This is a genomic window from Paraburkholderia sp. EB58 (assembly GCF_050436665.1).
Classification (GTDB): Bacteria; Pseudomonadota; Gammaproteobacteria; order Burkholderiales; family Burkholderiaceae; genus Paraburkholderia.
Map to the genome: position 1 here is coordinate 59,996 of NZ_JBNDMQ010000010.1, position 24,359 is coordinate 84,354.

Consider the following 24,359-nt stretch of genomic DNA (forward strand, 5'->3'; position numbering starts at 1 on the left):
GCGCAATTAGGCAGCCGCTTCATTCAGTTCGCTATCGCTCGATTCGGCGGCGAGCAGGTTCAGCGCAATCAGAATGGCCGCGCGATTTTCGACCTCGATCTCGATGCCGAGCACGTCGATCAGCCAGCGGCCGATCTTCGTATTGGAAAAATCGCCGGCGTCGCCCGTCTTTTTCATTGTGACGCCCAGTTTGACGGCGCGATAGTGATACGAGGGCACGCGATGCTGTGCAGCCACGGCCGAAAGTCCACCTTTGCATTCCGAGCACCAGCCGAGGCTGCCGGCCAGCACGATCCGCTCCGGCTCGTCGAGCCCGTCGATGAAGGTACGCGCAGCGAGGCGCACGCGTGCTTCGTCGAGGCCGTATTGCATCAGCACGCTTTCGACCGGGTCTTCGAGCGCATGGGCGTGCAGGTCGATTTCCTGTTCCATGCCTTCGTTTTCCATCGAGACGTTGCGCTGATGGCCGGCGCTGCGCAGGCAGTCGATCAGGTAACGGCGGAAATACGCGCAGAGGGCGTAACCGTTGGACGGCGCGCTTTCCGGGCAGGCGTGCGTGTCGGAATGGCCGGGGGCGAGGCGCAGCACCCGGGAGAAGATGAACTGGGCGACGAGTTCTTCCTTGTCCTCGCCGAGCGCCTGCAATTCGAGCGGATGGTAGGTGCGCAGCGCCCGCTTCACCAGTTCGACCATCGATACCATTTCGTCGCCGGACAGGCGGGTGCGACGGCGCCACAGATCTGGCAGGATCGTATTGTCCAGATTGCGGACGAACTCGCGGCTCGGTACAGCGCCCATGAAAGCCTCCGTCGAAGGATGGGGCAAGGAGCGCGGCAAACCCCGCAAACGGGGCGGCGAAGGCAGTCTGGAGAGACCCTTGGTCGCGCTGGAAAGTGACTTCAGTATGGTTTTTGTAGGTGCCTGCGCCTATATGGATTAAGTGATAGCTGACAGGTAAACTGCCGGGTAAACCAATCTCGCCAAGCTCGCCATCGCCTGCGGTTCCATGCACCACGTTGGGCATCGTCGGCAGCGTGAAGCGCCAACTCCGGTTGACCAAGGAGACCGCACGATGCGGGACGATCCCATCCAGCGAGCGATCGACGAAGACCTGGTGCGCGTGCTGTATGCACAAGACGCCATCGCTTTCTTTACGCACTGGTTCGCGATCGTCGTGCTCGTCTCGATCTACTGGGACGACATGCCGTATCCGCAGCGGTTCGTCGCGTGCTTCGTCTTCTACGCCGTGGCGAACTGCGCCGCACTGGGGCTGTGGCTCTGCCGGCGCCGCTGGCCCGATGCGCTGACCGCACGTAACTGGATCAGGCTGCACGCGCTGCGCGGCGCGCTGCTGTATAGCGCGCCGGGGCTCGCGATCTGGTTCGCGTTCCATACCCACCAGGCCGATCTGCCAGTGCTGCACACCGTCATGCTGGTGACGCTGGCGGCGGGCGTGTTCATGTCGAACGGTTTCGACGTACTCAACTTTTCCACCAGCATCACCTTCGTCCTGTTGCCGGCCATCGTGCTGCTGTTCGGGAGCCACAATTTCGACCGCACCATTCTGGCGATCGTCCTCGCGTTCTTCTTTTGCGCCATCAACATCTATGCGGTGAGCTACCGCAAGCTGTTCCAGCGCGTGGTGCAGGCACGCGTCGATCAGCAGCAACTGGCGGAATCGCTGGCCGAGCAAAAACAGGTCGCCGAGGAGGCGAGTCTCGCCAAGACACGCTTTTTTGCCGCGGCGAGCCACGATCTGCGCCAGCCGCTGCACGCCATCGGCCTGCTCGCGGCGTCGCTCAACGACGCTTCCGTGACGTCCGCGCAACACGGCAAAACCGTCGATCACATCGTCAACAACGTCGAGGCGCTCAACCAGTTGTTCAATCAGGTGCTCGATCTGGCGCGGCTCGAAAGCGGTGTCACGCAGGTGATCCGGCTGCATTTCCGGCTAGATGAACTGTTCGAGCGGGTCGGCAGCCATTACCGGCCGCAGGCGGCGGCCAAGGGGCTGGCGCTGCGCATCGCGCCTACCACGATGGTGGTGTATGACGACCCAGTGCTGCTCGAACGGGTATTGAGCAACCTGCTCTCGAATGCGGTGCGATATACCGAGGAGGGGGCGATCTGGGTGGGCCTGCGACGCGCCGGCCGGCGGGGCGGCGGCTATGTCGAGGTGCGGGACTCCGGTATCGGCATTCCGGCTGCCGAGCAGGAGCGCATCTTCGAGGAGTTCTATCAGGTCGCAAATCCGCAGCGCGACGCACGCCAGGGACACGGTCTCGGTTTGCCGACGGTCAGGTGGCTCGTCGGATTGCTGGGTGGCGAGTTGAGCTTGCGCTCGGCGCCGGGACGCGGCTCGGTGTTCCGCTTTCCGGTGCGGGCGGGCGACCCGGGTGGGGTTGTGGCGATCCTGAGCGACACGGCGGTGGGTGGCCCGTCGGCTCAAGGACGGCACGTGCTGTGCATCGACGATGATCCATCGATTCTCGAAGGGCTGACGAGCCTGCTTGGGCGTTGGGGCTGTGTGGCGCGTGGTGTGCGGGACGAAGGGCTGGCGCTGCGAGCGCTAGCCGAGGGCTTTGTACCGGACGCCGTGCTATGCGACTACCAGTTAGCGAACCACCGCACCGGCGCGCAGGCGCTGACCGCGGTGCGCGACGCGTTGCAGCGCAGCGGACATGAAGGCGCGGTGATGCTTTTGATTACCGGCGACATGGCATCGGGCGAACTGGCGACGCTCGCTATGCAGGGGATTCCGGTGCTGCATAAGCCGGTCACGCCGGCGCGCTTGCGGCGCACGCTGGAAACGCTGTGGCAGCAGGCGGAGCGGGATGGGGCCAGGGCGGCGGTCTAGTTCGCCGCTATAACGTCTTCCCCGCCTCCAGCCATCCGTTGATGACCGCAATCGCAGTCGACCGGTTGTGAACTCCAAGCGCCCGGAAAATCACCGACAGATGCACCTTGACGGTTCCCTCCGCGACACCCAGCTCACGCGCAATCATCTTGTTGGTCCAGCCGCGGTGCACCAGCCGCATGATGTCCTGTTGCCGCGGCGCGAGGTTTTCCAGCAGATGCTGCTGATGCGGCTGCAGGACCGTGAGCTGGACGATCGGCTCGGTCACTGCCGTCGCGGCGGATGCGCTGGCCGCATTGCCGGGCGAGGTTTGCGCCACCGCTTCACGCGTGCCGAGCAGGCTCAATGCTTCCATCGGCACGTACGCGCCGCCGGACAGCACGAGCTCGATAGCCTTCAGCATGACGCTGGCAGGCTGGCGTTTCGGCACGAAGCCGAGCGCGCCGGCAGCGAGTACCGCACGCATCTCATCGGGCGATTCTTCGGCGGAGAGCACGACCACCGGCAGCGCCGGATGCTCTTTCAGCAGGAGTTCGAGGGACGCCGCGCCGCTCATTCCGGGCATGTGCAGATCGACGATCGCCAGATCGTGATCGGCGTCGGGCCGCGCGGCGGCGGCGAGGGTTTCCCAGCTGTCGGCTTCGTCGAATTGCGCATCCGGGTCGAGTCCGCGGAGCAATCCCTTGACGCCCTGGCGGATCAGTTCATGGTCGTCGGCCACAAGAAACTTCATGATGTCTCCGCGTGTCGGCCCTGCGCGTTGGTATTTCCCACCGTTATTTCGCCGGTGCCGGACGCGGATGGCGCGTCCCCCGTCCTACGCCATCCGTCCCGTCAGACCGCCTCTGCAAGCGAGGCCGTCTACCGCGTGCCTCCCTGACTGCAAGGCTTATTGTGCACTGCCGGTGTTACACCACCTGATGTCGCGATCATATGCTTGATCGGCGCCAACGGGTGTCCCTCAGGGCGCTCGGGCGGCGCCTTTGACTCATGCGCGGTTGCCCGCGGAGCAGCGAACAGTGTCGGCGCCGAGGAGGTCTCCAGTGCGGACCCTGGGTCGGCACAATCGTGCGTTCTTCCGCACGCCGGCTCGCCTCCATTCATCTGACGACTGTTGTTGCTGCAGTCTGCAACATAGACGTGCACGGCCGCCCGATTTTGAAGCGCGGGATGCAAGGTTTAACAATCGCCTCGCCGCCCACGTGGCCGCATGGCGGCCGGGCGTGCATCACTTCACGGCGAAGAGCGTGAGGTTCATCAGGATCTTGAACGCGAAGCCGAGCGACATTGCACCGCCTACGCCGACGCACCACAGCGCGATAAACCAGATCCAACCAGGCAGCGTGCGCCGCATGGGCGTGGCGGGTGGCTGTTGCGGCTTAGTGATAGTGATGTTGGTCGTCATGGCTCACCTTGCCGCGAAATACCCAGTAGCCCAGCGTCGTGTAGGTCAGGATGATGGGAATGATCACTGCGGCGCCCGCGAGGGTGAACATCTGACTCGAACGCGGCGCGGCCGCTTCCCAGAGGGTCATACTCGACGGGATCGCGTACGGCCAGAGGCTTACGAGCAAGCCGAGATAGCCGATTAGCACCAGCGCGAGCGCCAGCACGAAGGGCGTCTTGTGATGCCGGTCGCGAACCGCCCGATGCATGAAGAACGCGCACGCGGCGACGAGGAGCGGCACGGGCAGCAGACGATAGAGCAGCCCCGACGCGAACCAGCGCTGCGCGATATTCGGGTCTTGCAGCGGCGTCCAGAGGCTGACTATCGCAATGAAGGCGAGCAGGATAATCGTCAGCGGCCACACGACCCGATGCAGGCGGCGTTGCAGATCGCCTTCCGTTTTGGCGACCAGCCAGCAGCAGCCGAGCAGCGCGTAGGTGACAACGAGTCCGAGACCGGTCAACAGACTGAACGGCGTGAGCCAGTCGAAGGCACTGCCGGCATAGCTGCCGTCCACGACCGGAATGCCCTGCAGGAACGCCCCCAGCACGATGCCCTGGAAGAACGCTGCCCCCGTCGAGCCGCCGATAAACGCCAGATCCCACAGATGTTTGGTCCGGTTCGCCTTGGCGCGCAACTCGAACGACACGCCACGAAAGATCAGGCAGGCGAGCATGAAAATCAACGGCAGATACAACGCCGACAACACGGTCGAATAGACCACGGGGAACACGGCGAACAGCCCGGCGCCGCCGAGCACTAGCCAGGTCTCATTGCCGTCCCAGACGGGCGCGACGGTGTTCATCATCAGATTGCGCTCTTTTTCATCAGGAAAGAACGGAAACACGATGCCGATGCCCAGATCGAAGCCGTCGAGGACCACATACATGAATAGGCCCAGCGCGATGATCCCGGCCCACACTACGGTGACATCCATTTTCTAACCTCGGTAGGGTTTGGTTCAGGTTGCATCGACCAACTGGTCGGCGGCCGACATGGGGCGGCGCGCAGCGCGGCTGGCGAGTGTGCCAGCGGGTGTGCCCGCGGGTGTGCCAGGTAAGGCATCAGGCGCGCCATGCGGCGTCTGGCCGGGCAACGCAGGGCCCGAGCGCATCAGCTTGAGCATGTAGTAGATACCGGTGCCGAACACGAGGAAGTAGACGATCACGAACGCCATCAGCGAGATGCCCACTTGCTGCGTGGTGAGCGGCGACACGGCTTGCGAGGTGCGCAGCACGCCATAGACGACCCACGGCTGGCGGCCGGCTTCCGTGGTCACCCAGCCGGCCAGCAGCGTGATGAAACCGCTCGGACCCATGGCCACCGCGAGCTTTTGGAACCACTTCGAGTCATACAGCTTGTCGCGCCGGCGCAGCACCCAGGCGGTGATCGACATCAAGATCATCAGCACGCCGAGCCCCGCCATCACGCGGAAGCTCCAGAACACGATGGTGGAGTTCGGCCGGTCTTCGGGCGGGAATTCCTTCAGACCGCGGATCTCGCCGTCCCAGCTATGCGTGAGAATCAGGCTGCCCAGGTGAGGAACCGATACCGCATAGCGGGTCGTCTCGGCCTTCATGTCGGGGATGCCGAACAGGTTGAGCGCCGTGCCGCCTTTTTCGGTGTTCCACAGACCTTCGATGGCCGCGATCTTGGCCGGCTGGTACTTGCGGGTATTCAGGCCGTGCTGGTCGCCGACGAAGGCCTGGATCGGCGTGAGGATCAACAGCATCCAGAGCGCCATGGAGAACATCTTCTTCACGGCCGGATCACGCCGGCCCTTGAGCAAATGCCATGCTCCGACGGCAGCCACCACCAGCGCAGCGACGATGAATGCAGCCAGCACCATATGCGCGAGCCGGTACGGGAACGACGGGTTGAAGACGATCTTGAACCAGTCGAGCGGCACGACATGGCCGTTCTCGACAGCGAAGCCTTGCGGCGTCTGCATCCAGCTATTCGAGGCGAGAATCCAGAAGGTCGAAATCAACGTGCCGATGGCGACCATCAGCGTGGCGCCGAAGTGCGCACGCGGCCCCACGCGCTGCCAGCCGAACAGCATGATGCCGAGGAAGCCGGCTTCGAGGAAGAACGCGGTCATGACCTCGTACATCAGCAGCGGCCCGGTGATCGGACCGGCGAAGCTGGAGAAGCCCGACCAGTTGGTGCCGAACTCGTAGCTCATCACGACGCCGGAAACGACGCCCATGCCGAATGCCACTGCAAAGATCTTCGACCAGAACAGACACAGAACTTTGTAGTAGGCCTTACGGGTCTTGAGCCAGCGCCACTCGAGTACTGCGATGAAGCTGGCGAGTCCGATGCTCAGTGCGGGAAAGACGATATGAAACGAAACCGTGAACGCGAACTGGATGCGCGCCAGGTCAAATGCGGAGATTGCGGGTGCGGGGTTCATAGCGTTGATGCGGGAAACAACCAACGCGCGTCGACCGCTGTCGACGCGCTCTGCGATTTGCAGATGGCGCAAGAGTAGGGGAATGCGCAGCTTTTTGTTGCGTTGCGCCGTGCGTCGAAAAGACGCGCGGAAAATGCTGATGTGGCGATTTAGAGATGCTAAATCGTTGATCAGCATCAAGTTTTTGTGGGAGCGCTGCACACGACCATGCGGCTCCCGAAACAAACGCTGCGTCAATACACCGCGCTGCAGCAGGGGCTGCACGCAGGCCGTTTCAAATCATGCAATCGAAATGACGAGCTTCTTGCCGCACGCAGCGGCATATTTACGCAAGGTTTCGATGGACGGTGAATGTTGACCCGAGGCGAGTGCGCGCTCGAGCCGCGTTACTGCTGGCGCTTGGGTACCCATGCGCTCGGCGACTTGCGCCTGGCTCAGCCCAGCGGCGTGACGCGCCGCGAGCATCTGGTCGAGCAGGGCGAATTCCTCGCGATTCAGCCGATCAAATTCCGCGCGGACTTCGGGGTCCGCCAGGGCCAGTTTCCGCAATTCCTTATACGTTGACACGTTTAACCTCCAGCAATCTTGTACGAGCCACCTCGAGCTCGTTTCGCGGCGTGTCTTGCGACTTCTTCACGAAGGAGTGAAGCATGACGATCCGACAGTCCATGACCGAGCAATAGAACACTCTGGCGATCCCTTCGGCTCCTTTTAGCCGCATCTCGAAGAGGCCGCCGCCCACTGATTTAGTGGGCGGTTCCCCGAGATTCGGGCCGTATTGCTCCATGCGATCAGCTAGCGCAATAAAGCGCGCCAGTAGGGTTTTGGGCAACGAAGCGACCTGGATTTTGACCTTCTCGCTATAAAAGTCGATCTCAAATGCCATTGGATTCCATCATAACAAATATGTTATTTATCAGCAAGCCACCGTATGGCCGATCGAATCGCGATCGCAGCGGCATCGTGGTGACAACATGGGGTCGTGGCGCACATGGCATGCGTAGGGGACGGCGCGGCGCAGCGCAGCGCTTTGTGCTACCGGACGAAAGTGAGGATAACGGATTGAATTCGCCCTAGGCATCGACCGAATGGCCGGGTTGGGGCGGCATCAAGCGGGTCAGAACGGGTTTCTGCGCAGTGTGTTGTCCTACGCGTTCGTAAGAGATGTTTGAATCTGTAAGTTGACAATACGTCTGGACAATACAACCTGGCGCAGGCAGGTCCGCGCGACACGGGATGCGCTTCGGCTTGCTTTCCTCGGACGTAAGGAGTACCTGCTCCGCGGTTACAAACGCAGCTTTTTCATCTTGAGGAACGCGCGGGCAGCGGATATTGTCGGGTCTCTCGTGTGATCGACCCCGACATGCGAGTGTGGTTCTCGCGGCGTCCTGCTTCAAGGCGCTGACGCCGTTTTTTTATGCCTTGTTTTCCGGTGTGTTCTGACGCGCCGGCCAACACAGGCATCGCTCGTGCGCCAAATTGCCACGCTCGGGGCGGATTGGGATGTGTCTGATCGTCCTTCAAATCTGCGCGTGTGATCGTAAGCGTATTCCGATCCGAGTGAGAGAAAGATGAAAAAGTTAGCGGTTCTGACGGTGGTTGCCGCCTGCCTGGTTGGACTGAGTGGCTGCGTGACACCAACGTACTCCTATGACCAGATACATACGCGTAACTGGACGCGTGAGAGCATGGACCAACGGTTCCCATCAGGGACGTCGAAGGCGCAGGTGTTGGAAAAACTCGGCAGTCCGTTCGGCGAGAAATCCGCTGGAGACCTCACCCGATGGGACTATGTCGGTGGCGTATCCGGGCAGCTTCATGTCATGTTCTTCTTCAAGAACGCGAACCTGATCGAAAAGCGCTACGAAAACTTTTGACCGTACGCATCTTCATGATACTCGGGCATTGCCGTGACGCCGTGCCGGAGTCCTTTCTTATGTTGGGCGCACCCGCTTGCCGCCCTATGCCTCACTCCAAAGCTTCCCACCCGTTGCCCAGTTTTCGCGCTTCACGTCAGTCAGAAGTATATCTGGCTAAACTGCCGTTTTTATCGTGCATTCAAAAGGTTACGTCACTTGGGAATAGTCTTCTGAATGTATAATTTCGGAGTTGGTAGGAGTAGTAAAATCAACGATGTACAAGCGGGTTTTGGATGACGTCTCCGCGTCGTCATAGATTGATAAACTGCGGGGATGAATACCCCCATCGGCTCCGGCTTCGGTTCCCTCGCAAAGCAGGATAGCGCACGTTGCTGCTGGACCTGCACGCATTGGGAAGTCGAATACCCGCGCCCACGTAGCGCAGCATGTCTGTATGGGAAGACGGTGATCATGCATTCGTTTCCCGATCGCGGATGTGCGTTCTGGATGCGCGAGACGGCCGGTGATGATGAAGCGCCGCCGGGGCGGGCTGATTGATGTGCGCCAGTAGGCGCGGAGAGGGGTGGGCAGCACAGCCGATAGACTGCGCCGCCGGATACCGCTTCAAGCCTGCGGCAAATCTTCAGTGACGCGCGGCAACAGGTGATCCTGGACGTTTGGGATAGGCAGAAGCTCTGGCCCGATGTGCGTCAGCAAGCCCGGATGCACGCCGCCCGGTGGCAGATCAGGGACCAAGTCCAGACCGTTGCGATACAGATGCTTCGGCACCTTGGCGAGCAGGTTTCGCAAGGTGAGGTCGAAACTCACGCGGGCCGGCTCAAACGCCCAGACGGCGACAGGTGGTTTGCCTGCCAGGGTGAGCGCCGCAGCAGCGAGCAATGCCAGGCTGCCTCCCAGCGAATGACCGACCAGCGTCACCGGCTTATCGCCGATCGCGGCCAGCACATCAGCCGACATGGCTTCCCATGCCCCGTAGAAGCCCTTGTGCACGTCGCCCATTCCCGGCACCGACACCGGAATAGCATCGAGGTCCGCAAGCCAGCAGTCGAGGTCATTCGAACCCGGAAAGGCCACGCACAACCCGTCTTCAGTCGTGCGCACGATAGCGCGCGAGGCGCTATCTGCCTCCCCGATGTCGGGCGGCGCGTCGTAGGCCTCTTGAGCCAGCGCCGCGTAGTCGCGCGGGGTCATTGCAGCGGCGCGCCTGCGAGCGGCGTCGACGGGGCGGCCGGAGCCGCCGCCGCGATAGCCTTGTTCGCGGCACAAAACACGCCGTTCCCCACCTCGACGACGGTCAGCGACGGGTCTGCCGCAGCCGCCGCGGTGACGACGGCCTGACCGACCGGACACGCAGCAGCCACCGACGCCGCGGTAGTCGTGAGCGCACCAACTGCTGCACTATTCACGGCGGCGACGTTGGTCGATGCGGTCTGGATTTGTGAGGTCGAGCACGCGGAAAGAGCGAGCGCAGCGATACCTACCGCGATAGCGGCAAAGAGCTTCTTCATGGTGATTTCCTTCAGGGATGAACTGCGGAGGGGTTTAGAACTTCCACTTGGCGCCGGCCTTGATTTCCAGCGACGTTGATGGCTTTGTGACGGTGAGAGACAGATTGGTTGAGGGCGGCAGCTCAGCCTCGATAACGCAGCACCCGATTTGCGCGCCCTCGGATACCGTAGGCAGCACCTGAAGATGCTCGGGAAACACCGTGCATCCACCCAGCAGCAGGCAGAGGAGGGCGCGGGTCACGGTGCCGACACCGTAGGCGCAGTCGCATGCTTTGCAGCGGCGCGCGCGGCGAGCGTACGGGATAGCCAGTGAGCGCCAGTCACGATCACCACGGCGAGCGATAGCTGCACGTTCTCAGGGATCGAGACGTGGAAGCTATCGGCGACCCAGGAGAGGATCGGGACGACGATCGTCATTGCTGCGGTGGCAGTGCCAGTCGCGATAGGCGAGGTTTCGTTCATAAGTGCTCCGGGTCGTGGTGAATCACTTCGGTGGGAGAGAACTGATAGCCCTCGATCGCGTACTTCGTGAACAGCCACACGGGGAGCGGAAGCCGATGCAGGCCCTCGTCTTTGCCGATGTGCTGGCCTGGGCCGAGCAACATGCCGTTGACCGTCATGTCGTCGACGAAGCGGTATGGGTCGAAGGGTTGCGCCGACAGGAACGAATCCCAGTCGAATGCCTGCGCGTGCGGCCCCCACATGCCTTTCTTGCAGTCCTCAGCGAAGCGCGGCCAGTCCCATGCCGTTGCGAAACAGCGTTCGACGGGATGGTGATGGGCCTGCAGAGGTGCACCGAGTTCTTCGGCCGTCATGTTGGTGACGAAGCACCGGCCGCCCTCGCGCTCGATCAGTAGTTGCTTCGTGTGCCTGAATAGCGCGGTGGTCTCGCGCTCGTCGTGGCCGGGGACGAAGTAATCCGCAGTCAACGTGTCTTTGAGTTCGTGTGTGGTTTCAACGGTCATTTTCGACAGGCGTAAAAAAACCCGCACAAGGCGGGTTTGTGTGGTTGGAGCGGGAGGGATTCGGGCTTCACGTCGTCCGAATCAGTCAATCTTTCGGCGGATTAGGACAAATCGGTATGCGTATCCTGTGCGGAATCGACCCTATCTCGCAGAACGAATCAAGGCCCAGTCATGCAAGCTCTTGCGCGCATCTTTTCCGCGCTGTTTCCCTCGACGCCCCGCTCAGGCCAAGATGCCGACGATGCTCTCTCCGAAGAAGAGAAGCGGGCCGCAGAACTGGGCTACGCGGCGTGGCATAAGGGCGATCGAATCAACCCATTTCCTGTTGGGACGCCGCGTCACAAGGCTTGGCAGGACGAATGGGACAAATTCGAATGGGCGAACACCAGCAGCTGGTGATCAGAACAGGAGGGGCGCGTCCAGAAAGGCTTGGGTGATGTCCCCGTAGCCCGCTGCATAGGGGTGAAGCGCATCGTAGTAGTACCCCAGTGCATTCGAGTACGCCCACGATACCCAGCGCTGCGTTAGGTCGATCAGTGGCAGGTTGTTCGCCGCGGCGAGCTGATAGACGGCTTGCTGAAACTGCGTCCACAACGCAGTGGTCACAACAGAAATTTCTGGTGGGTTCTCGACAAACAGAACCATGTCGGACACCGCTGTAATAGCCGTGATCAGTTCCTGATAGTTCGCGATGTATTGCGCCAGCGTCACGCCCGTGCGTGAATCGTTGATGCCGATACCGCACATCACCAGATTGGGCGCGGCGGCGACGAGTGCAGGGAGCGTTGACCAGGGCGATGCGTTGCCGGTGATGTTTGCCGTCGTGCCGCCGCACCAACCCTGATTCCAAACGCTCACTTTCGGCAACGTCGAGTTGTATGCCTCGATGCCGATAAGGAACACCGATGCAAGCGTCCCGCTTAGCCTGACGTTGATTGTTCCCGTCGCGGGCGCGGCGCCCGTCGAAACGGTCGTCTTGGTAGCGCCATGCGTGCCAGTCGACGTGCTAATTGTCGCGAGAACGGCGCCGCCGATATCTGCCGTGACAGTTCCTAGCCCGCTATTGCACACGGTCCAGATATCGAACGTGTCAAACGCATTGATAGGCGTGAACGATACGGGGTTAGTCGTCGTGTTATTGAACAGCGATAGGCCGCCCATCGACGTCTGTCCGGTGTTGGACCATCCGGTACCGAGTGCAATTCGTGGATCCGCAAGCGGCAGCGTTGCGCCGGCCACAGAATCGAGTCCGTTATCGCACCAGAACGAATCCCAGTGCGCCGCAAGATTCTTTTGCGCGCCGAGGGCCTGTGCGAGTTGCGTCGGATAACCAAACGCTTTGGCATTCGAATAGCTCGCAGGGGTACCGACGGAGCCTAGCCCGAATGTCGTTGAGTCGCCGAGGCAGCACAGGCGCGCGCGGGCCGTACCCGAACGCACGCCGCCCATTGCCTTGCGCCAGCGCGGAAATGCGAGAGGGGTGAAGCCCTGATAGGTGGGCGTTGCTGCTTGCTGGATGACGGAGGGTGTTACCGGAGGAAGTGAAGATGCCATATCAGTCCACCATCACAGAGACGATTGCCGTCGAGACGGGCGCGTAAATCTGCAGCCGCCCCTTGAATGTGGCCGATGACCACGCACCACCCTGCGCACCGGCAGCCGATCCGCCGACGAGTGCAAACACGCTCGCATTGTTCGGCGCAGCACCAGCGGCGGCCGTCCCGTCATCGCGCACCACAGCGATCTGCGCGCCGCTGGTGTTCTCGATATCGACGTTGTTGCGGCCCGTGGATGCGGGAATGGTTGAGACCAGCACGTAATTTGCATACGGGCCCGAGCCGCCGAACGCGGCGCCGACGGCGGGCAGCGCCGGTTTGTTGGCGGAGTAGTCTCGGCCGGCCGCAAACATCAACGAAAAATCTGTCATTTCGAATCCCTGATAGGCAAGTCATGCAAAGCCGAGCGCTCTTTTTCCGGCTCCGTACAGCGCGAGGCGCTGAGAGTAGCCACCTGGCGTGCCGGGGTTGGTCGCACTGCCAAGGTTGATCGCCTTGCTGATGCCGAGGAAATTACCGGCGTCGGCCAGTGCATTGAAGTTGCGGTTGCTCCAGTACCATGCGGCGGACATTGCCGCATTCGCTGGCTGCTGCAGCAACTCCGGATGCTCCAGCAATGGCAGGTCGATGCCGGGTCCGCACACCGCGTAGTTGTCGTGGAAGGTGATCTGGATCAGACCTTGGCCGCGGAAACGCCAACCGTCTCCGCTCGCCTCATCGCCGTTGCCTTCGCGCCCGGCGTAGACGCGATTCGCGATGCGCTGTGGTTGCCGCGCATATTGCTGCGCCTCCTCCGAGGTGAAGTGGTCGGAGAACTCGGTGAGCAATGCCGCCGCGCTGTAGTTCAGGTTCTCCGACACCGCCGTGAGCCGGGCAGACTCGACGCCGACCTGTGCAAGGAACGCGGCTACGCGTATCGGCGTGTTGATCTCGAAGCGATCGCACGCAGCCTGAACCGGCGATAGCCACGATTGCGCGAGCGGCGCAGACGAGCCGCATCCGGCCGCGATGATTTGAGCGGTGAGGTTCATTTGATGAATGCCTCAAGCGCTTTCAGGGCTCCCGTTGGCCCGAGCAGCGCCACGAGCAGCAGGAAATAGATGAGGTATTCAATCCGCTGCATGCGCTTGTCGCCGCGCCTGAAGCTATCGAGAATCCCTTTGTATCGCTCCGCGCACACGGCTTCGTGTACCTCGATGCGCTTCTCGTTCTCGGCGATGGCCTGTGTGTTGTCGTGGGTCGTCACAGATGCTCCACAGAAAAAAGAAAGCCGCCCGAAGGTGGCTTGATGGCTGAGTGCTCGGGAGCTACTGGGCGATGCCCGCCGATATCTGCGGAATCCGCGACGCTGCGATGATGGGCGGTGTCGGCGCAGTCGGTGCCGAGAGATACGTCAGCCCCTCCTGGATCGAATCGAGGTTAGGGTCGATCTTCGCATTCGACTGCACCGCGAGTTGATACGTCGCCCAGAACTCTGCGATGACCGGATCGACGGGGATGGCCGTTGTCGGCGCGGGGGTGACGAGCGTGCTACCCACAGCTACGCCGGTCGTCGCGATCGCTTTCAGCAGCATCCGCTCGCTCGTCGTGAACGCCAGATAAAACTGGATCGGCGTGAGCGTCGCATAGGAGCCGTCGCCTACCCATGCACCGTCGACGAACTGGGGCGTCACACCCGGCGTGATAGTGGGCACGAGTTCGGTGCTGTTGTCGTGGATATAGGAACTGTCCACGACCCCCGTCAGATACCCGTTCGCATCGTAAATGTACTGGACTGGCATGGTCTACCTCACTGGATACGAACGAACTGACCTGCGTTGCCGGTCAGGTACACATACTGGCTCACGGGACCGGCGCCCGTCCACACAGCGCCGGTGATGATCGAGGCGACGGTGGTGGCCGTCGAAAGACCCGACACCAGCACTGCGACCGTGCCACTGCTTGCGACGCCCGTCCAGGATGCTGATGCGACTGCGACGGCGGACCAGTTAATACCGTTGGTGCTGACCGCGACCACGGCATTGCCGCCGCCCGTCAACGATGTGCCGACCGCCATGAACTGCCCATTGGCGAAGATGATGTCGGTCCATGCCGCATTCGCCGGCAATGTTCCCACTTGCCAGCCGCCGTTCTGAGCATCGGTCGATGCGCTCGGCGTACCGACGAAGATCTGGGTCGGGTCGAGGCGGTACATGAAGTTACCGCTCGTGCGGTAGCCGCTGGCTGCTGTCGCACACGCTGGGTGGGCGGAAGATGACCACGACGTCGTGGTGATCTGGTTGGCCACTGCAACGGTCACGCCGTTGCCGTATGCAATGCCAGTAATGCCGCTGATCAGGGGACCGGCCGCAATCTCATTCGCGTAGTTGCCGTAGGAATCGTACAGGTTGCTTGTCTGTGTCGTCCAAGGGGTCGCCGGAGGGAGCAGTGTTGTCTGGTCGAAACCGTAGAGAGACCCGTGAAGCGTGTCCAGTATGTACTTGCTGCCGTTGCTGCAGGTCCATATGCCTTCTGCGGCTGAGTAGTCCGGCAAGCCGTTACCGTCCAGCGGCAGGCCAATTTGGGAAAGGCTGCCAGCCGCCCAGGTTGCTCCTGTCGAGCTGCTATAGATCTGGTTCCCCGTCCCTGACGAATAGGCCGTGACATAGTAAAACGCCGAGGTCGCCGGGTCGTACGCGACATATCCCGATGCATTGGCAACGGGAAGCGTGCCTGCCGTCCAGGTGTGGCCGTCCGTACAGGTTGCATAGGCTGTCGAGCCAGCCGCCATCGCCACAAAGACGCCATTGCCGAAGGCAATCGAGGTCCATTTCTGCGAGCTCGGCAGCGTTGATGCGGTCCAGCTTGTGCCGTTTGCGCTGTAGTTGGAGACCGTCGAGTTGACCGGTCCGCCCGCGATCGCGCACCACACGCCGTTACCATACGCGATGTCCTGCCACGTGGCCGACGTCGCCATCGTCTCAGCCGTCGTCGAGGTGAACGGCACGACCTGCGTCACTGTCGACGTGTATTCAGCCCAGACAGCAGCGATCGTCGCAGCGGGTGTGGCCGCCGTCCACTGCGTCAGCAGGAACAGGCCCAGCCCGAATGTGATCGAGGTCCAGAGCCCCGAGGCCAGCAGGGTGCGCGAGGTCCAGGTGATGCCATCCGGGCTCGTGTACATGGTCGCATTGGCGGTGCCGCTTGCCACGAAGGCAAACAGGCCATTGCCGTACGCCATCGAAATCGGCGTACCCGTCACACCAGAGATGGCGGTGTAGGCGAGCCACGTGATGCCGTCAGGACTGCGCAGGATCGCGCCCGTAGTCGAGACGGCGACGAAGATGTTATTGCCGTATTGCACCGCCGCGAAGCTCAGGAATGTGCTCGGGATATTACCCGCGCTCCAGGTCGTGCCGGTGGTGCTGTAGGCAGCAAACATGCCGCTCGACGAGCCGTTGCCAATCAGCGTGAAGAGTCCATTTCCATATGCGCCGCCCGTCCAGATGCACGAGTTCGGCAAAGTGGCGGTCGCCCAGGTAAAGGACGCGCCCGGACCAACCGGCAGGTAATACGCGGAGCTGGAAGCCGTCGCGATCGTGCCGACCACCATGCCGTTACCGTAGGTGACGTTGGCGAGAATCGCGGGCGTCGCGATCTGCGTCCAGTTCACACCATCCGGGCTGTACGCGCAGACCGCCGCGCTCGAGGAGAATGCGACGAAGTAGCCGTTGCCGAATACGATGTTCGACCACTGCTGGCTGCTCGGCATCTGGTACTGACGCCAGTTATAGCCGTCTACGCTGACCTGACAGTTCGTCTGGGCCGAGCCGGTGGCACCCACCGCCACAAAGATACCGTTCCCGGATTCAATCGCCGACGCATACACGCCTGCGAAGGGCGTGGCGTTATAGATCGCCTCGTAGGTCGTGGCATTGGTTGGGTAGAGCGCCGACAGAGCGGTGTACACAGCCCGCGCGACTGGCGTCTTGGTCGCCTCGAACGACGAACCACTCTCAAACACAGAGGCAAAGCCGCCCAGCGGGATGTTTCCCATCCCGGTTGAGAAGAAGTCACTGAGTTGCATTAATCCAGCCTCCAGGTTGCGCCGTTAAACCAGATAGTGAAATTTTGATCCGCGACATTGACCGTCAGGCTGTTGTTTTGGCCCATAATCGTTGCGCCGTTATTGCCCAGCACCCACGGGTTTCGCCCCCAGCTCGCGTTCGCGTCGGCGAAGGTCAATATCGTCCCTTGCGTCGGACTGGCGGGTAGCAGGCAGGTGAACCGGCTGGCAGAGGTATCTACCAGGTAATCGCCCTTCGTCAGGACGGTGGCGGCATTGATGTATTGGATGCTCGAGCCGCCACCCACAGGCGTCAGGAAAAGCACATTCCAGTTGCTTACGCCGTCGCAGACAAACTCCGCACTGACTCCGTTGGCCAGAGGGTAAGCCGCACCGGGCGTACCGCCAGATATCTTGTCGGTGCCGTTAGGTGTCAGCGTGATACCGCCGCCGAGTGCGGCAGCAGAAATGCGGAAGCCGTTCCACAGCGACGCGGCTGCTGGCAGCATCAGCGTTCCTATCCCGACGAACTTTTGTGCGTTATTCGCTGCGGCGACGGCGACCGTCCCCGAGAGAGCCACAACGGGCCCGCTCGTCTGCAGACCTGCAGTGGTGGCGCGAATGCTGCTATCGGCGATTAAGACCGCGAGATTTCCCGCGTTGTCGTAGAGACCGAGCCCGATGCCGAGTCCAGAAAGGGGACCGGTTATCTTGGTCCAGACTGCCGTTGTCGCCGTGCCAGTCGTCGTGCAGACCCAGAGCGCAGTGTCGGTCTCGTCCCAGATCACTGAGGGCGATGCGCCACCTATCGCGCCCGCATTACCCGCGACTGCGCCATTCGGATTGCCGCCATAGACCTGCATCAGCGAACTGCGGGACCATACCGCCGTGGTCGCGGTCCCTGCCGTCGTGCAGATCCACAGAACAGACTCAGAGGTGTCCCAGATCATCGACGGTGAGGCGCCCCCAGCAACACCCGCTAAACCTGCAACCACCCCGTTGGGGTTTCCCGCATACACCTGCATGAGGGAGTTGCGCGACCAGACCGCAGTCGTGGTCGTGCCGGAGGCGGTGCAGATCCAGAGCGTCGCTTCGGTCGTGTCCCAGATCATCGAAGGCGATGCACCACCCGCTGTCCCGGCAGTGCCTGCAACGTGACCGTTCGGGTTGCCTGCGTACACCGGTAGCAACGAGTTACGGGACCACACCGCTGTCGATGCGGTTCCGGTCGTCACGCAGATCCACAGCGCGTTTTCAGCGGTGTCCCATACCATCGCGGGCGATGGCCCGGCCGGCGTGCCAGCGCTGCCAGCGACATTGCCGTTCGGGTTGCCTGCGTAGACCTGCATGAGCGAGTTGCGCACCCACACGGCGGCCGAAGCGGTGCCGGTGGTCGAGCAAACCCAGATGGTGTTTTCGGCCGCGTCCCACGCGAGCGACGGTGCGGAGAGCCCGACGACGCCCGCGCTGCCAGCCAGCACCCCGTTCGGATTGCCGGAGCAGACCTGAATCAGATTGCCGAGTTTTGCCTGCACGAACGGCGCGCCGGCCGCAAGCGCGATGTTGCCGCTGACAATCGAAGTTGCGCCGTAGGCGACCGTGACCACGTAGAGCGCGGTCCAACCAGCATCGACCGTCGGCGTTACCTGTGTGCCGGTGGTCGCGGGTGTCCCGGCCTTGACCTGCAGCGCGCACACGCCGCCGCGCTTCGTGTTGGTCGCGGTGCCAAGAATCGGCTGCAACTGCTGGCCGGGGGTCGAGTTGTAGTAGAGAAGCTGGACCGGGTCCGAGTCGACCTGCTGGAACTGCGCCTCGACGAGGTAGGCGATGGACTGGCCGGCCGTTGTCGGGGCGGGCACGCTCAGCGAGGTTTCACCGAACGTGATGCCCTGCTGGACGATCATGTCGGTAGTGTCGGCGGGCAGACTGCCGTAATCGGTTTCGTCGATCGGCGCCGAAACGTAGATCGAGCCCTGCCCGATATTGACGGCGAGGCCGGTGCCCGGCGCGCAGGGCAGTCCGTCGACATTCGGCCCGGCGCCGAGCAGCGCCTGCAGCGCCATACCGAGACCAATCATTGGATAGCGATTGGAATTCAGTATGTCGGTATCGAGGGGATTCGCCCCGAATTGAACTGTGACGCGATCCATAGGCCCTCAAAAGAAAAGGGCACCCCGAGAGGTGCCCTTGTGAATGCTGGTTGTGCCGCTCAATCGCTCAGCGCTGTCCACATGATCGTGGCGATCGGTTTTGCCTCGTCGATGGCCGCGTAGATCGCTTCGTCCGGCACGTTGTTGCCGCGGTACGCGGTGATCATGGCCTGAAAAGGCTGGATCGCCGGATTCGAATAGCCGCCTGCCACGCCATACCCGCCAAACGGATTGCCACCCCAGCCGCCCGTGTCCATAGGACGTCTCGGTTCAAACACGCGCGGCGCGCGGCCGGTAAGCAGCGTCAGTGTGGTGATCATCCCCTGACGCGTCACGCGCGGCCGGAGTAGGTTTGCGAGGATCCGCGCGCGGAACGCGGTGTCGATCTCGTTCGTGTTGCGCGGCAGTGTGGGACCAAAGAAGTCCCACGAGATCAGGTCGAGAAAGCCATCGGTCGCGGTCTTGATCCGCGTCTGCAGCTTCGTGTAAATGATCTGGGCCCAGACCGGCGTGAGGTCCGCCGAGAAGCCGGCGAGCGTCGCGAAAATGCGCGTGCCGATGTTGTTCGGGAACCAGCCGTCCGGCAGCCACTTCTGCAGCCGCAGCACGATGTTCGAATTGAGGCCTACGCCGGAACTGGCCGGCGCTGCCTGAACACTCGCGCCCGATCCAGAAATTTCATCCCAGCGGCTTGCGCCGTCGTCCCACTGAGATACACCGTCATCCCAATTTTTCATTTCCTGTCCTTACCAGTTCGGAGCAACGTGGGGATTGATATAGCCGTTGGTCTGTATGGTTGCCGATGGGCTCGTGCCCGTTACAAAGTAGATAATCTGGCTACTTGTGCTTGTCACCGCCTCGTATGGCGATTCGATAGTCTGGCTGGCGACATTGTTGCTTAGCTTGAACGTTATGAAAGTTTCTGCCGTGTTCCAGATATAGACTGCAGCGCCAGCAGCCGTGGAAGTTAATGAAACCAGCAACTTCGCGTAGGTGACTATGCCTGGCGGCGTCGACAGCGTAACGTTGGTGTTCGATGTAGCAGTCCCGCCGCTTAAATCCGTTGTCGGTAAAGCCCATTGGAATAATTGCCCGGTCTGGGTGAAGGCCGTGATCTGCGAACTGGTATTCGTCTTGATGCTGCCAATGTACCGGTGGTACGTCGTGCCGGATGGCGCATTCGCTGCCGTCGGGCTCGTGTCGAAATACACATCGAACGAGCCATTGTTGATGATGGCAAAAACGTGATACCAGGTCGATGCCGCGACAGCGAGGCCGGCGCCCATGCCGCCATTACCACTGCCCGCCGCCCACGTGCTGCTGATCGATTTTGTGAAGGTCGTGCCATTGATCATCGCGGCATTCGTGCTGTCCGCCGCCGCTCCCGCTGCCACGTCAAGCACCGTATTCGGAGTCGTGGTGTCGTTGGACAGGGTGTAGCCGTTGATGTACCCCGGAACGACGGTCAACCCAGCCGACGAATAAGACCACGCGGGCAGGCCGCCCACGACCGTATATACCTGGCCGTTCGAGCCAATCCCGAGACGAACCGCCGTGCCTGAGGCACCTCGATATTCCGTATCGCCGGTCGTCGTCATCGGCGACAGCGCGTTGTACGCGGCGGCGGCCGTCGTCGCTCCGGTGCCTCCATTGGCGATGCCAACGACGCCGCTCACGTTTCCGGCTGTCAGACCCGTTGCCGTACCCGTGAGGTTCGTAGCGACACCCGAAACGGGTGTACCGAGCGCGGGCGAGACGAGCGTCTTGTTGCTGAGCGTTTGCGCGTCGGTCGTGCCGACGATCTGGCCGCTGGAGGGGAATGTCTCGCCGGTGACCGCAAGAGCCGTGGTCGCTGTCGCAGCCGTCGTGGCCGTCGCGGCATTGCCCGTCGTGCTCTGGTTGAGCGTCGGAATGTCAGCCGGGACGATCGCGCGGAACGTCGGTGCACCGCTCGAGCCATTGGGTGATGCGAGAAACAGATTGGGAGACTGGCTGGCGAACGCGCACGCGATTGTCCCGGATGACGTGACCGGGCTTCCGGTGCAGGAAAAGGCTGACGGCATCGTGAGCCCGACACTGCTCACGCCGTTCGTGATGCCATAGCCGGCCAGTGTGGTCGGCGTGCCGGTTAGCGTGGCCCACGGGACCACACCAGTGAGCGGAAACGACCACACGTGCGTGCTTGCATTCAGTGTGCCTCGCGCCACCCACTCTGCGCCATCCCACTCGTTGAGCACATACGGTGCGGTAGACGTGTTCAACCAGAGTTGACCGAGCACCGGAGAAGCCGGAGCAGCCGCGCTGTTGTTCTGTCCGATCAGGCCGGTGAGGTCGTTATACGCCGCCGCGAAATTGCTGCGGATCGGCGCCGATGACATGAGGGAGCCAAATGCCGGGACAGCCGGATTGACGGTCGAACCGGCGGCCCATACGGACGTGCAGAAGCACAGCAGCGCAAACGCTGCGAATAATCTGGATTTGAGCAAGTTAGACCCCGGGAATCTGGTACGTGTACGAGGACAGCGCGACGGTGCCGCCCGCATTGAAAGCGACCGAACTGAAATTGATCACGCCATTCGCGATGGAAAGGTACGACCATGCGGTGGTGCCGTCGGTGATGTTGTTGCCGGTTGAGCTTGGACCGGTGCCGCTGCTGGCCGATTCGCCATCTGCCGAGCAAAGATAGGCATTGCCGTTCGCGCTCACGATCGCACCGATAGCGTATTGGGTGTCAGGTAGCCATTCGCTGCCGACCGTCGTGCCAATATCCCCGTCGATTACGGACGTGGTGCCATCGGATGCGTAGACCCGAAACCATTGCGCGGTACCGCTAGTGGTGATCGTCGCGGGCGTCGGCGTGTTCAGCGTGATCTGCCCGCTGACCGGATCGCTGAACGCGGGGGAGCCGAGTGCGAATGTGGCGAGTGCAACGCTTTCGCCGATGGTCGTCTCGTTCGTGGCCGGCTGCGTGCCCTCATAGATCACCCAGGAGCCGCCGGACGCGAGCGCAGCAATAGCCGCCGCCTCTGCATTTGCGGAGGCAAGAGAAACGTTCAGATTGGCCATTAGAGGAGCGAGATGGTTCCTGCCTTGACGACCTGCTGGGCGGTGACCGTCAGGTCAGATGTGCCGCCATTGAGCAGGAGGAGGGTGACGTTCGTGACACCCGGCACCGAGAAGAGCAGCGAATAGATTTGTCCGTACGGCAGGCCTGTGCCTTCCGGTATCGTGTTCAGGAAGTTCGTCAGCGCCGTCACGGCCGCCGCGACGACCAGCGAGTGCGTGTATGTCGGGCCCGTGATCAGCGTCGCCGAGACAGCCGCTCTCACGACGTTCGGGCCGTACACGTTGAACGTCGAGCAGATAGGCCGCACCGCGTCGATGGCGGCGTATTCGGCTGAAATCAGGGAACTCGATGGATCGCCCGATCCATCGTCGACGACAGCATAGAAGTACCCAGGCTGCGAGGCGCCGGCATACGTCTGGTTTTCGACCAGCGAATAGGTGATGCCGTTCTGCACCGACATGATGGCGAGCCCAATCGCCGTCTTCGTCGCCTTCGAAAGGGTCGCGAAGAACGCGACGAAGCGCAGCCGCAAAGCCGGGTCCGACTCGGCGTTATATCCGGTCTGCGGGCTCGGCGCGAAGTTCGTCACTGTGTCGATGCCCACAATCGGGACCACGAACGATGTGACGGTGCCGCTCAGAACGTTGCCAGAGGTCCCCGCCACAACAGCCTGAATCGGCACCGTGACGGATTGCGTACCAGCCGGCACCACGTAGGCCTGCAGGGTCGCATTCCACGCCGTATTGGTCGCGTCCAGTGTGACCATGAACTGAATGCCGCCAGGCCCCGTCGAAATCAGTTGGCCGGGTGTCACCAGTCGCTGCGTCGTGTAGCTGAAGCTCGCGAAGGTCGCCGTCTGCACCGAGAACTTCGCGGCGATGCGCGTCATGCCGAAATCGCCGACGAAACTATCGAGGTCGGTATTGTTGCTCGTCGCCGCCCGCGTGAGCAGCAGCACCTGGATGATGTACGCCTGCAACCACAGTGCGACACCCGAAACGGCCTGCGCGAACGCCAGCGTGATGGATCCGGTGGTCGCGTCGATGATCGATGTCGCGGCCGCCTGGACCGCTGCGACGTTGTCGGCAACGAAGTCGGTAAATCCCTGCCATGAGATGGCTGCCATATCTGTCCTATGCCAGGTCGAAGGCGAACGATTGCGGGGTGCCGCTCAGGTCCGTGTAGACGATGGTGATCGTCGTCACGCCCGTACCCTGGGCCTCAGTCACGGTGACCGTGGGGAGCGGATTGCGCGCCACGGTGGGCTCGATGAGTAACTGCGACAGCACGATGGCCTGCACCTGGCCCGGGTCGATCTCTTCCTCGCCGATCAACTTCGGCAGGCCGGCGCCGTACCCCTTTTCCCAGACATACCCCGCGGTGAGCAGTCGCCGGATGACGCGTTGCACAGTCCGGTCGTGGTCGCTGACGACGGCGATGTCACCGGAGGGGGTCGTGCCGAGGTCCTCGCCATATAGGTGAGACAAATCACAAAGGGCTGCCATGGTCAGTTAACCATCGTGCTGGTAGGCTCTTCCGCATCGCCGTGGCTATCGCTCGGCTGCGTGTGGTAGTGGCCGCCAACAGACTTGCCAGCAATCACCACGTCGGTGTTGACATCAAGCGGACCCTGCATGGTGGCTGCGCCACCGTTCGGTCCAATCCCTTGGGTGACCGCGCCGTCCAGTTCTATCTCGGGTGCCGAGTTGGTGATCTGCGTGGCGGCTGTCAGGCCGATGGTTTGCGTTGCCTGCATAACGATGATCGGGGCTGCGAAACTCATCGTGCCCGTAGCTGTTATGGCCATATTTCCCCCGGACGTCGAAACGCTCCCGTTAGCACCAGACAGATTGATGTCATCGGCGGCCGTAATTGTCGCGTTGCCGTCCGTATGGATAGTCGCGTCGCCAGTCGAGTTAACGGTGGTCGTGCCGGTCACGGTCCCGGTCAGGTTGCCGCTCACGGTCGCAGAGACATTTCCCTCGACGGCCGCATTGACGTTGCCGCCCACCGTCAGGTCGCAGTCCGATGTGACCGTGATGAGCAGCTTCGCCTGCGAGTTGATCGAGACGTTGCCGTCGTTGGTGAACTTGATGAAGGCGCCCGACGCGTGCACCAGCCAGAATTCACCGCTCTCTACCGCGAGCGGCAGATGCGAGGTGTCATACACGCGCCCGATGATCTGCCCGGAGCCCGGATCGCCCTCGACGTGCGAAACAAACACCTGATCACCAGCGGACGGCGGGCAGTAGACGCCCCAGCCCGGCCCTGACCAGATGGTCTGAACGGGAAGCCATCCGCTCAAGCCGGTTTCGCCCTCGGCCGGGTAAGCTCCTTCCGGCATGATCTGGACGATGCACGCGTACTTGACGGGGTCGTAGCTGGTCACGATACCCATGCGTGAATTGGCGATGAGCTGCGCCTGCCGCGCGGCCTGCGCACGCATATTGTTCTGGAGTATCTCCATA

At 62.0% G+C, this 24,359-nt stretch carries 29 protein-coding genes; 4 read left to right on the forward strand and 25 right to left on the reverse strand.

Going from position 1 to position 24,359, the window contains the following annotated elements; genetic code table 11:
• Positions 1 to 6: 6 nt before the first annotated feature.
• Positions 7 to 798: a hypothetical protein gene (locus P3T40_RS16520; protein ID WP_429268794.1), complete on the reverse strand. Its 792-nt coding sequence runs from the start codon at positions 796 to 798 to the stop codon at positions 7 to 9.
• Here P3T40_RS16520 and P3T40_RS16525 point away from each other — a divergent pair.
• Complete coding sequence (locus P3T40_RS16525) at positions 797 to 940, forward strand: hypothetical protein (protein ID WP_429268795.1); 144 nt, start codon at positions 797 to 799, stop codon at positions 938 to 940. The two genes, P3T40_RS16520 and P3T40_RS16525, sit on opposite strands and share 2 nt — an antisense overlap.
• Before the next feature lie 132 nt (positions 941 to 1,072).
• Positions 1,073 to 2,857, forward strand: a complete 1,785-nt coding sequence (locus P3T40_RS16530) for a hybrid sensor histidine kinase/response regulator (protein WP_429268796.1) — start codon at positions 1,073 to 1,075, stop codon at positions 2,855 to 2,857.
• A 7-nt stretch (positions 2,858 to 2,864) separates the two neighbouring features.
• Here the strand turns inward: P3T40_RS16530 and P3T40_RS16535 are convergent, their stop codons facing one another.
• The 6 genes from P3T40_RS16535 to P3T40_RS16560 form a co-directional block, all read right to left on the reverse strand.
• On the reverse strand, positions 2,865 to 3,590 hold the full coding sequence (locus P3T40_RS16535; protein WP_429268797.1) for a response regulator transcription factor: 726 nt from the start codon (positions 3,588 to 3,590) through the stop codon (positions 2,865 to 2,867).
• Between the two features lie 495 nt (positions 3,591 to 4,085).
• Positions 4,086 to 4,262, reverse strand: coding sequence for a hypothetical protein (locus P3T40_RS16540; protein ID WP_429268798.1), 177 nt, complete (start codon positions 4,260 to 4,262; stop codon positions 4,086 to 4,088).
• A complete protein-coding gene (gene cydB / locus P3T40_RS16545) occupies positions 4,237 to 5,241 on the reverse strand; it encodes a cytochrome d ubiquinol oxidase subunit II (protein WP_429268799.1) in 1,005 nt (334 codons plus the stop codon). Before cydB ends, P3T40_RS16540 begins: the two co-directional genes overlap by 26 nt.
• Positions 5,242 to 5,265: 24 nt before the next feature.
• The gene (locus P3T40_RS16550) at positions 5,266 to 6,720 is read right to left on the reverse strand and encodes a cytochrome ubiquinol oxidase subunit I (protein ID WP_429268800.1); all 1,455 of its coding nucleotides are present in this window, start codon (positions 6,718 to 6,720) and stop codon (positions 5,266 to 5,268) included.
• 279 nt (positions 6,721 to 6,999) lie between these two features.
• Positions 7,000 to 7,287 carry a helix-turn-helix domain-containing protein gene (locus tag P3T40_RS16555; RefSeq protein WP_429268801.1) on the reverse strand — a complete coding sequence of 96 codons (288 nt, stop codon included), beginning with the start codon at positions 7,285 to 7,287 and terminating at the stop codon, positions 7,000 to 7,002.
• A complete protein-coding gene (locus P3T40_RS16560; RefSeq protein WP_429268802.1) occupies positions 7,274 to 7,606 on the reverse strand; it encodes a type II toxin-antitoxin system RelE/ParE family toxin in 333 nt (110 codons plus the stop codon). The genes P3T40_RS16555 and P3T40_RS16560 overlap by 14 nt, the downstream gene beginning before the upstream one ends.
• Positions 7,607 to 8,291: 685 nt before the next feature.
• Here P3T40_RS16560 and P3T40_RS16565 point away from each other — a divergent pair.
• A complete protein-coding gene (locus tag P3T40_RS16565) occupies positions 8,292 to 8,597 on the forward strand; it encodes a hypothetical protein (RefSeq protein ID WP_429268803.1) in 306 nt (101 codons plus the stop codon).
• A gap of 606 nt (positions 8,598 to 9,203) precedes the next feature.
• On the opposite strand, the gene P3T40_RS16570 is transcribed toward P3T40_RS16565, so the two are convergent.
• Genes P3T40_RS16570 through P3T40_RS16590 form a run of 5 tightly spaced genes read right to left on the reverse strand, consistent with a single transcriptional unit; the run spans position 9,204 to position 11,073 of the window.
• On the reverse strand, positions 9,204 to 9,791 hold the full coding sequence (locus P3T40_RS16570) for an alpha/beta fold hydrolase (RefSeq protein ID WP_429268804.1): 588 nt from the start codon (positions 9,789 to 9,791) through the stop codon (positions 9,204 to 9,206).
• Positions 9,788 to 10,108: a hypothetical protein gene (locus P3T40_RS16575; protein WP_429268805.1), complete on the reverse strand. Its 321-nt coding sequence runs from the start codon at positions 10,106 to 10,108 to the stop codon at positions 9,788 to 9,790. The genes P3T40_RS16570 and P3T40_RS16575 overlap by 4 nt, the downstream gene beginning before the upstream one ends.
• Positions 10,109 to 10,142: 34 nt before the next feature.
• Complete coding sequence (locus P3T40_RS16580) at positions 10,143 to 10,349, reverse strand: hypothetical protein (protein WP_429268806.1); 207 nt, start codon at positions 10,347 to 10,349, stop codon at positions 10,143 to 10,145.
• Positions 10,346 to 10,570 (reverse strand): hypothetical protein, encoded by a 225-nt coding sequence (locus P3T40_RS16585; RefSeq protein ID WP_429268807.1) that lies wholly within the window; start codon positions 10,568 to 10,570, stop codon positions 10,346 to 10,348. The genes P3T40_RS16580 and P3T40_RS16585 overlap by 4 nt, the downstream gene beginning before the upstream one ends.
• Complete coding sequence (locus tag P3T40_RS16590; RefSeq protein WP_429268808.1) at positions 10,567 to 11,073, reverse strand: hypothetical protein; 507 nt, start codon at positions 11,071 to 11,073, stop codon at positions 10,567 to 10,569. The genes P3T40_RS16585 and P3T40_RS16590 overlap by 4 nt, the downstream gene beginning before the upstream one ends.
• Before the next feature lie 171 nt (positions 11,074 to 11,244).
• On the opposite strand from P3T40_RS16590, the gene P3T40_RS16595 reads away from it, so the two are divergent.
• Complete coding sequence (locus P3T40_RS16595; RefSeq protein WP_429268809.1) at positions 11,245 to 11,472, forward strand: hypothetical protein; 228 nt, start codon at positions 11,245 to 11,247, stop codon at positions 11,470 to 11,472.
• Here P3T40_RS16595 and P3T40_RS16600 read toward each other — a convergent pair whose 3' ends face one another.
• From P3T40_RS16600 to P3T40_RS16660, 13 genes are all read right to left on the reverse strand, one after another.
• Positions 11,473 to 12,627, reverse strand: coding sequence for an SGNH/GDSL hydrolase family protein (locus P3T40_RS16600; protein ID WP_429268810.1), 1,155 nt, complete (start codon positions 12,625 to 12,627; stop codon positions 11,473 to 11,475).
• Between the two features lies 1 nt (position 12,628).
• Positions 12,629 to 13,000 carry a hypothetical protein gene (locus P3T40_RS16605; protein WP_429268811.1) on the reverse strand — a complete coding sequence of 124 codons (372 nt, stop codon included), beginning with the start codon at positions 12,998 to 13,000 and terminating at the stop codon, positions 12,629 to 12,631.
• 21 nt (positions 13,001 to 13,021) lie between these two features.
• Positions 13,022 to 13,660, reverse strand: coding sequence for a glycoside hydrolase family 19 protein (locus P3T40_RS16610; protein ID WP_429268812.1), 639 nt, complete (start codon positions 13,658 to 13,660; stop codon positions 13,022 to 13,024).
• The gene (locus tag P3T40_RS16615; protein WP_429268813.1) at positions 13,657 to 13,875 is read right to left on the reverse strand and encodes a hypothetical protein; all 219 of its coding nucleotides are present in this window, start codon (positions 13,873 to 13,875) and stop codon (positions 13,657 to 13,659) included. The genes P3T40_RS16610 and P3T40_RS16615 overlap by 4 nt, the downstream gene beginning before the upstream one ends.
• Before the next feature lie 61 nt (positions 13,876 to 13,936).
• The gene (locus tag P3T40_RS16620; RefSeq protein WP_429268814.1) at positions 13,937 to 14,410 is read right to left on the reverse strand and encodes a hypothetical protein; all 474 of its coding nucleotides are present in this window, start codon (positions 14,408 to 14,410) and stop codon (positions 13,937 to 13,939) included.
• Between the two features lie 8 nt (positions 14,411 to 14,418).
• Positions 14,419 to 16,695: a hypothetical protein gene (locus P3T40_RS16625; RefSeq protein WP_429268815.1), complete on the reverse strand. Its 2,277-nt coding sequence runs from the start codon at positions 16,693 to 16,695 to the stop codon at positions 14,419 to 14,421.
• A complete protein-coding gene (locus P3T40_RS16630) occupies positions 16,695 to 18,824 on the reverse strand; it encodes a hypothetical protein (RefSeq protein WP_429268816.1) in 2,130 nt (709 codons plus the stop codon). Before P3T40_RS16630 ends, P3T40_RS16625 begins: the two co-directional genes overlap by 1 nt.
• Before the next feature lie 59 nt (positions 18,825 to 18,883).
• Positions 18,884 to 19,561, reverse strand: coding sequence for a hypothetical protein (locus P3T40_RS16635; protein WP_429268817.1), 678 nt, complete (start codon positions 19,559 to 19,561; stop codon positions 18,884 to 18,886).
• Positions 19,562 to 19,570: 9 nt separating this feature from the next.
• Positions 19,571 to 21,310 (reverse strand): hypothetical protein, encoded by a 1,740-nt coding sequence (locus tag P3T40_RS16640; RefSeq protein ID WP_429268818.1) that lies wholly within the window; start codon positions 21,308 to 21,310, stop codon positions 19,571 to 19,573.
• Position 21,311: 1 nt separating this feature from the next.
• Complete coding sequence (locus P3T40_RS16645) at positions 21,312 to 21,890, reverse strand: hypothetical protein (protein ID WP_429268819.1); 579 nt, start codon at positions 21,888 to 21,890, stop codon at positions 21,312 to 21,314.
• Complete coding sequence (locus P3T40_RS16650; protein WP_429268820.1) at positions 21,890 to 23,017, reverse strand: baseplate J/gp47 family protein; 1,128 nt, start codon at positions 23,015 to 23,017, stop codon at positions 21,890 to 21,892. Before P3T40_RS16650 ends, P3T40_RS16645 begins: the two co-directional genes overlap by 1 nt.
• Before the next feature lie 7 nt (positions 23,018 to 23,024).
• A complete protein-coding gene (locus P3T40_RS16655) occupies positions 23,025 to 23,378 on the reverse strand; it encodes a hypothetical protein (RefSeq protein WP_429268821.1) in 354 nt (117 codons plus the stop codon).
• Between the two features lie 20 nt (positions 23,379 to 23,398).
• The gene (locus P3T40_RS16660; RefSeq protein ID WP_429268822.1) at positions 23,399 to 24,358 is read right to left on the reverse strand and encodes a phage baseplate assembly protein V; all 960 of its coding nucleotides are present in this window, start codon (positions 24,356 to 24,358) and stop codon (positions 23,399 to 23,401) included.
• Between the last annotated feature and the right edge of the window lies 1 nt (position 24,359).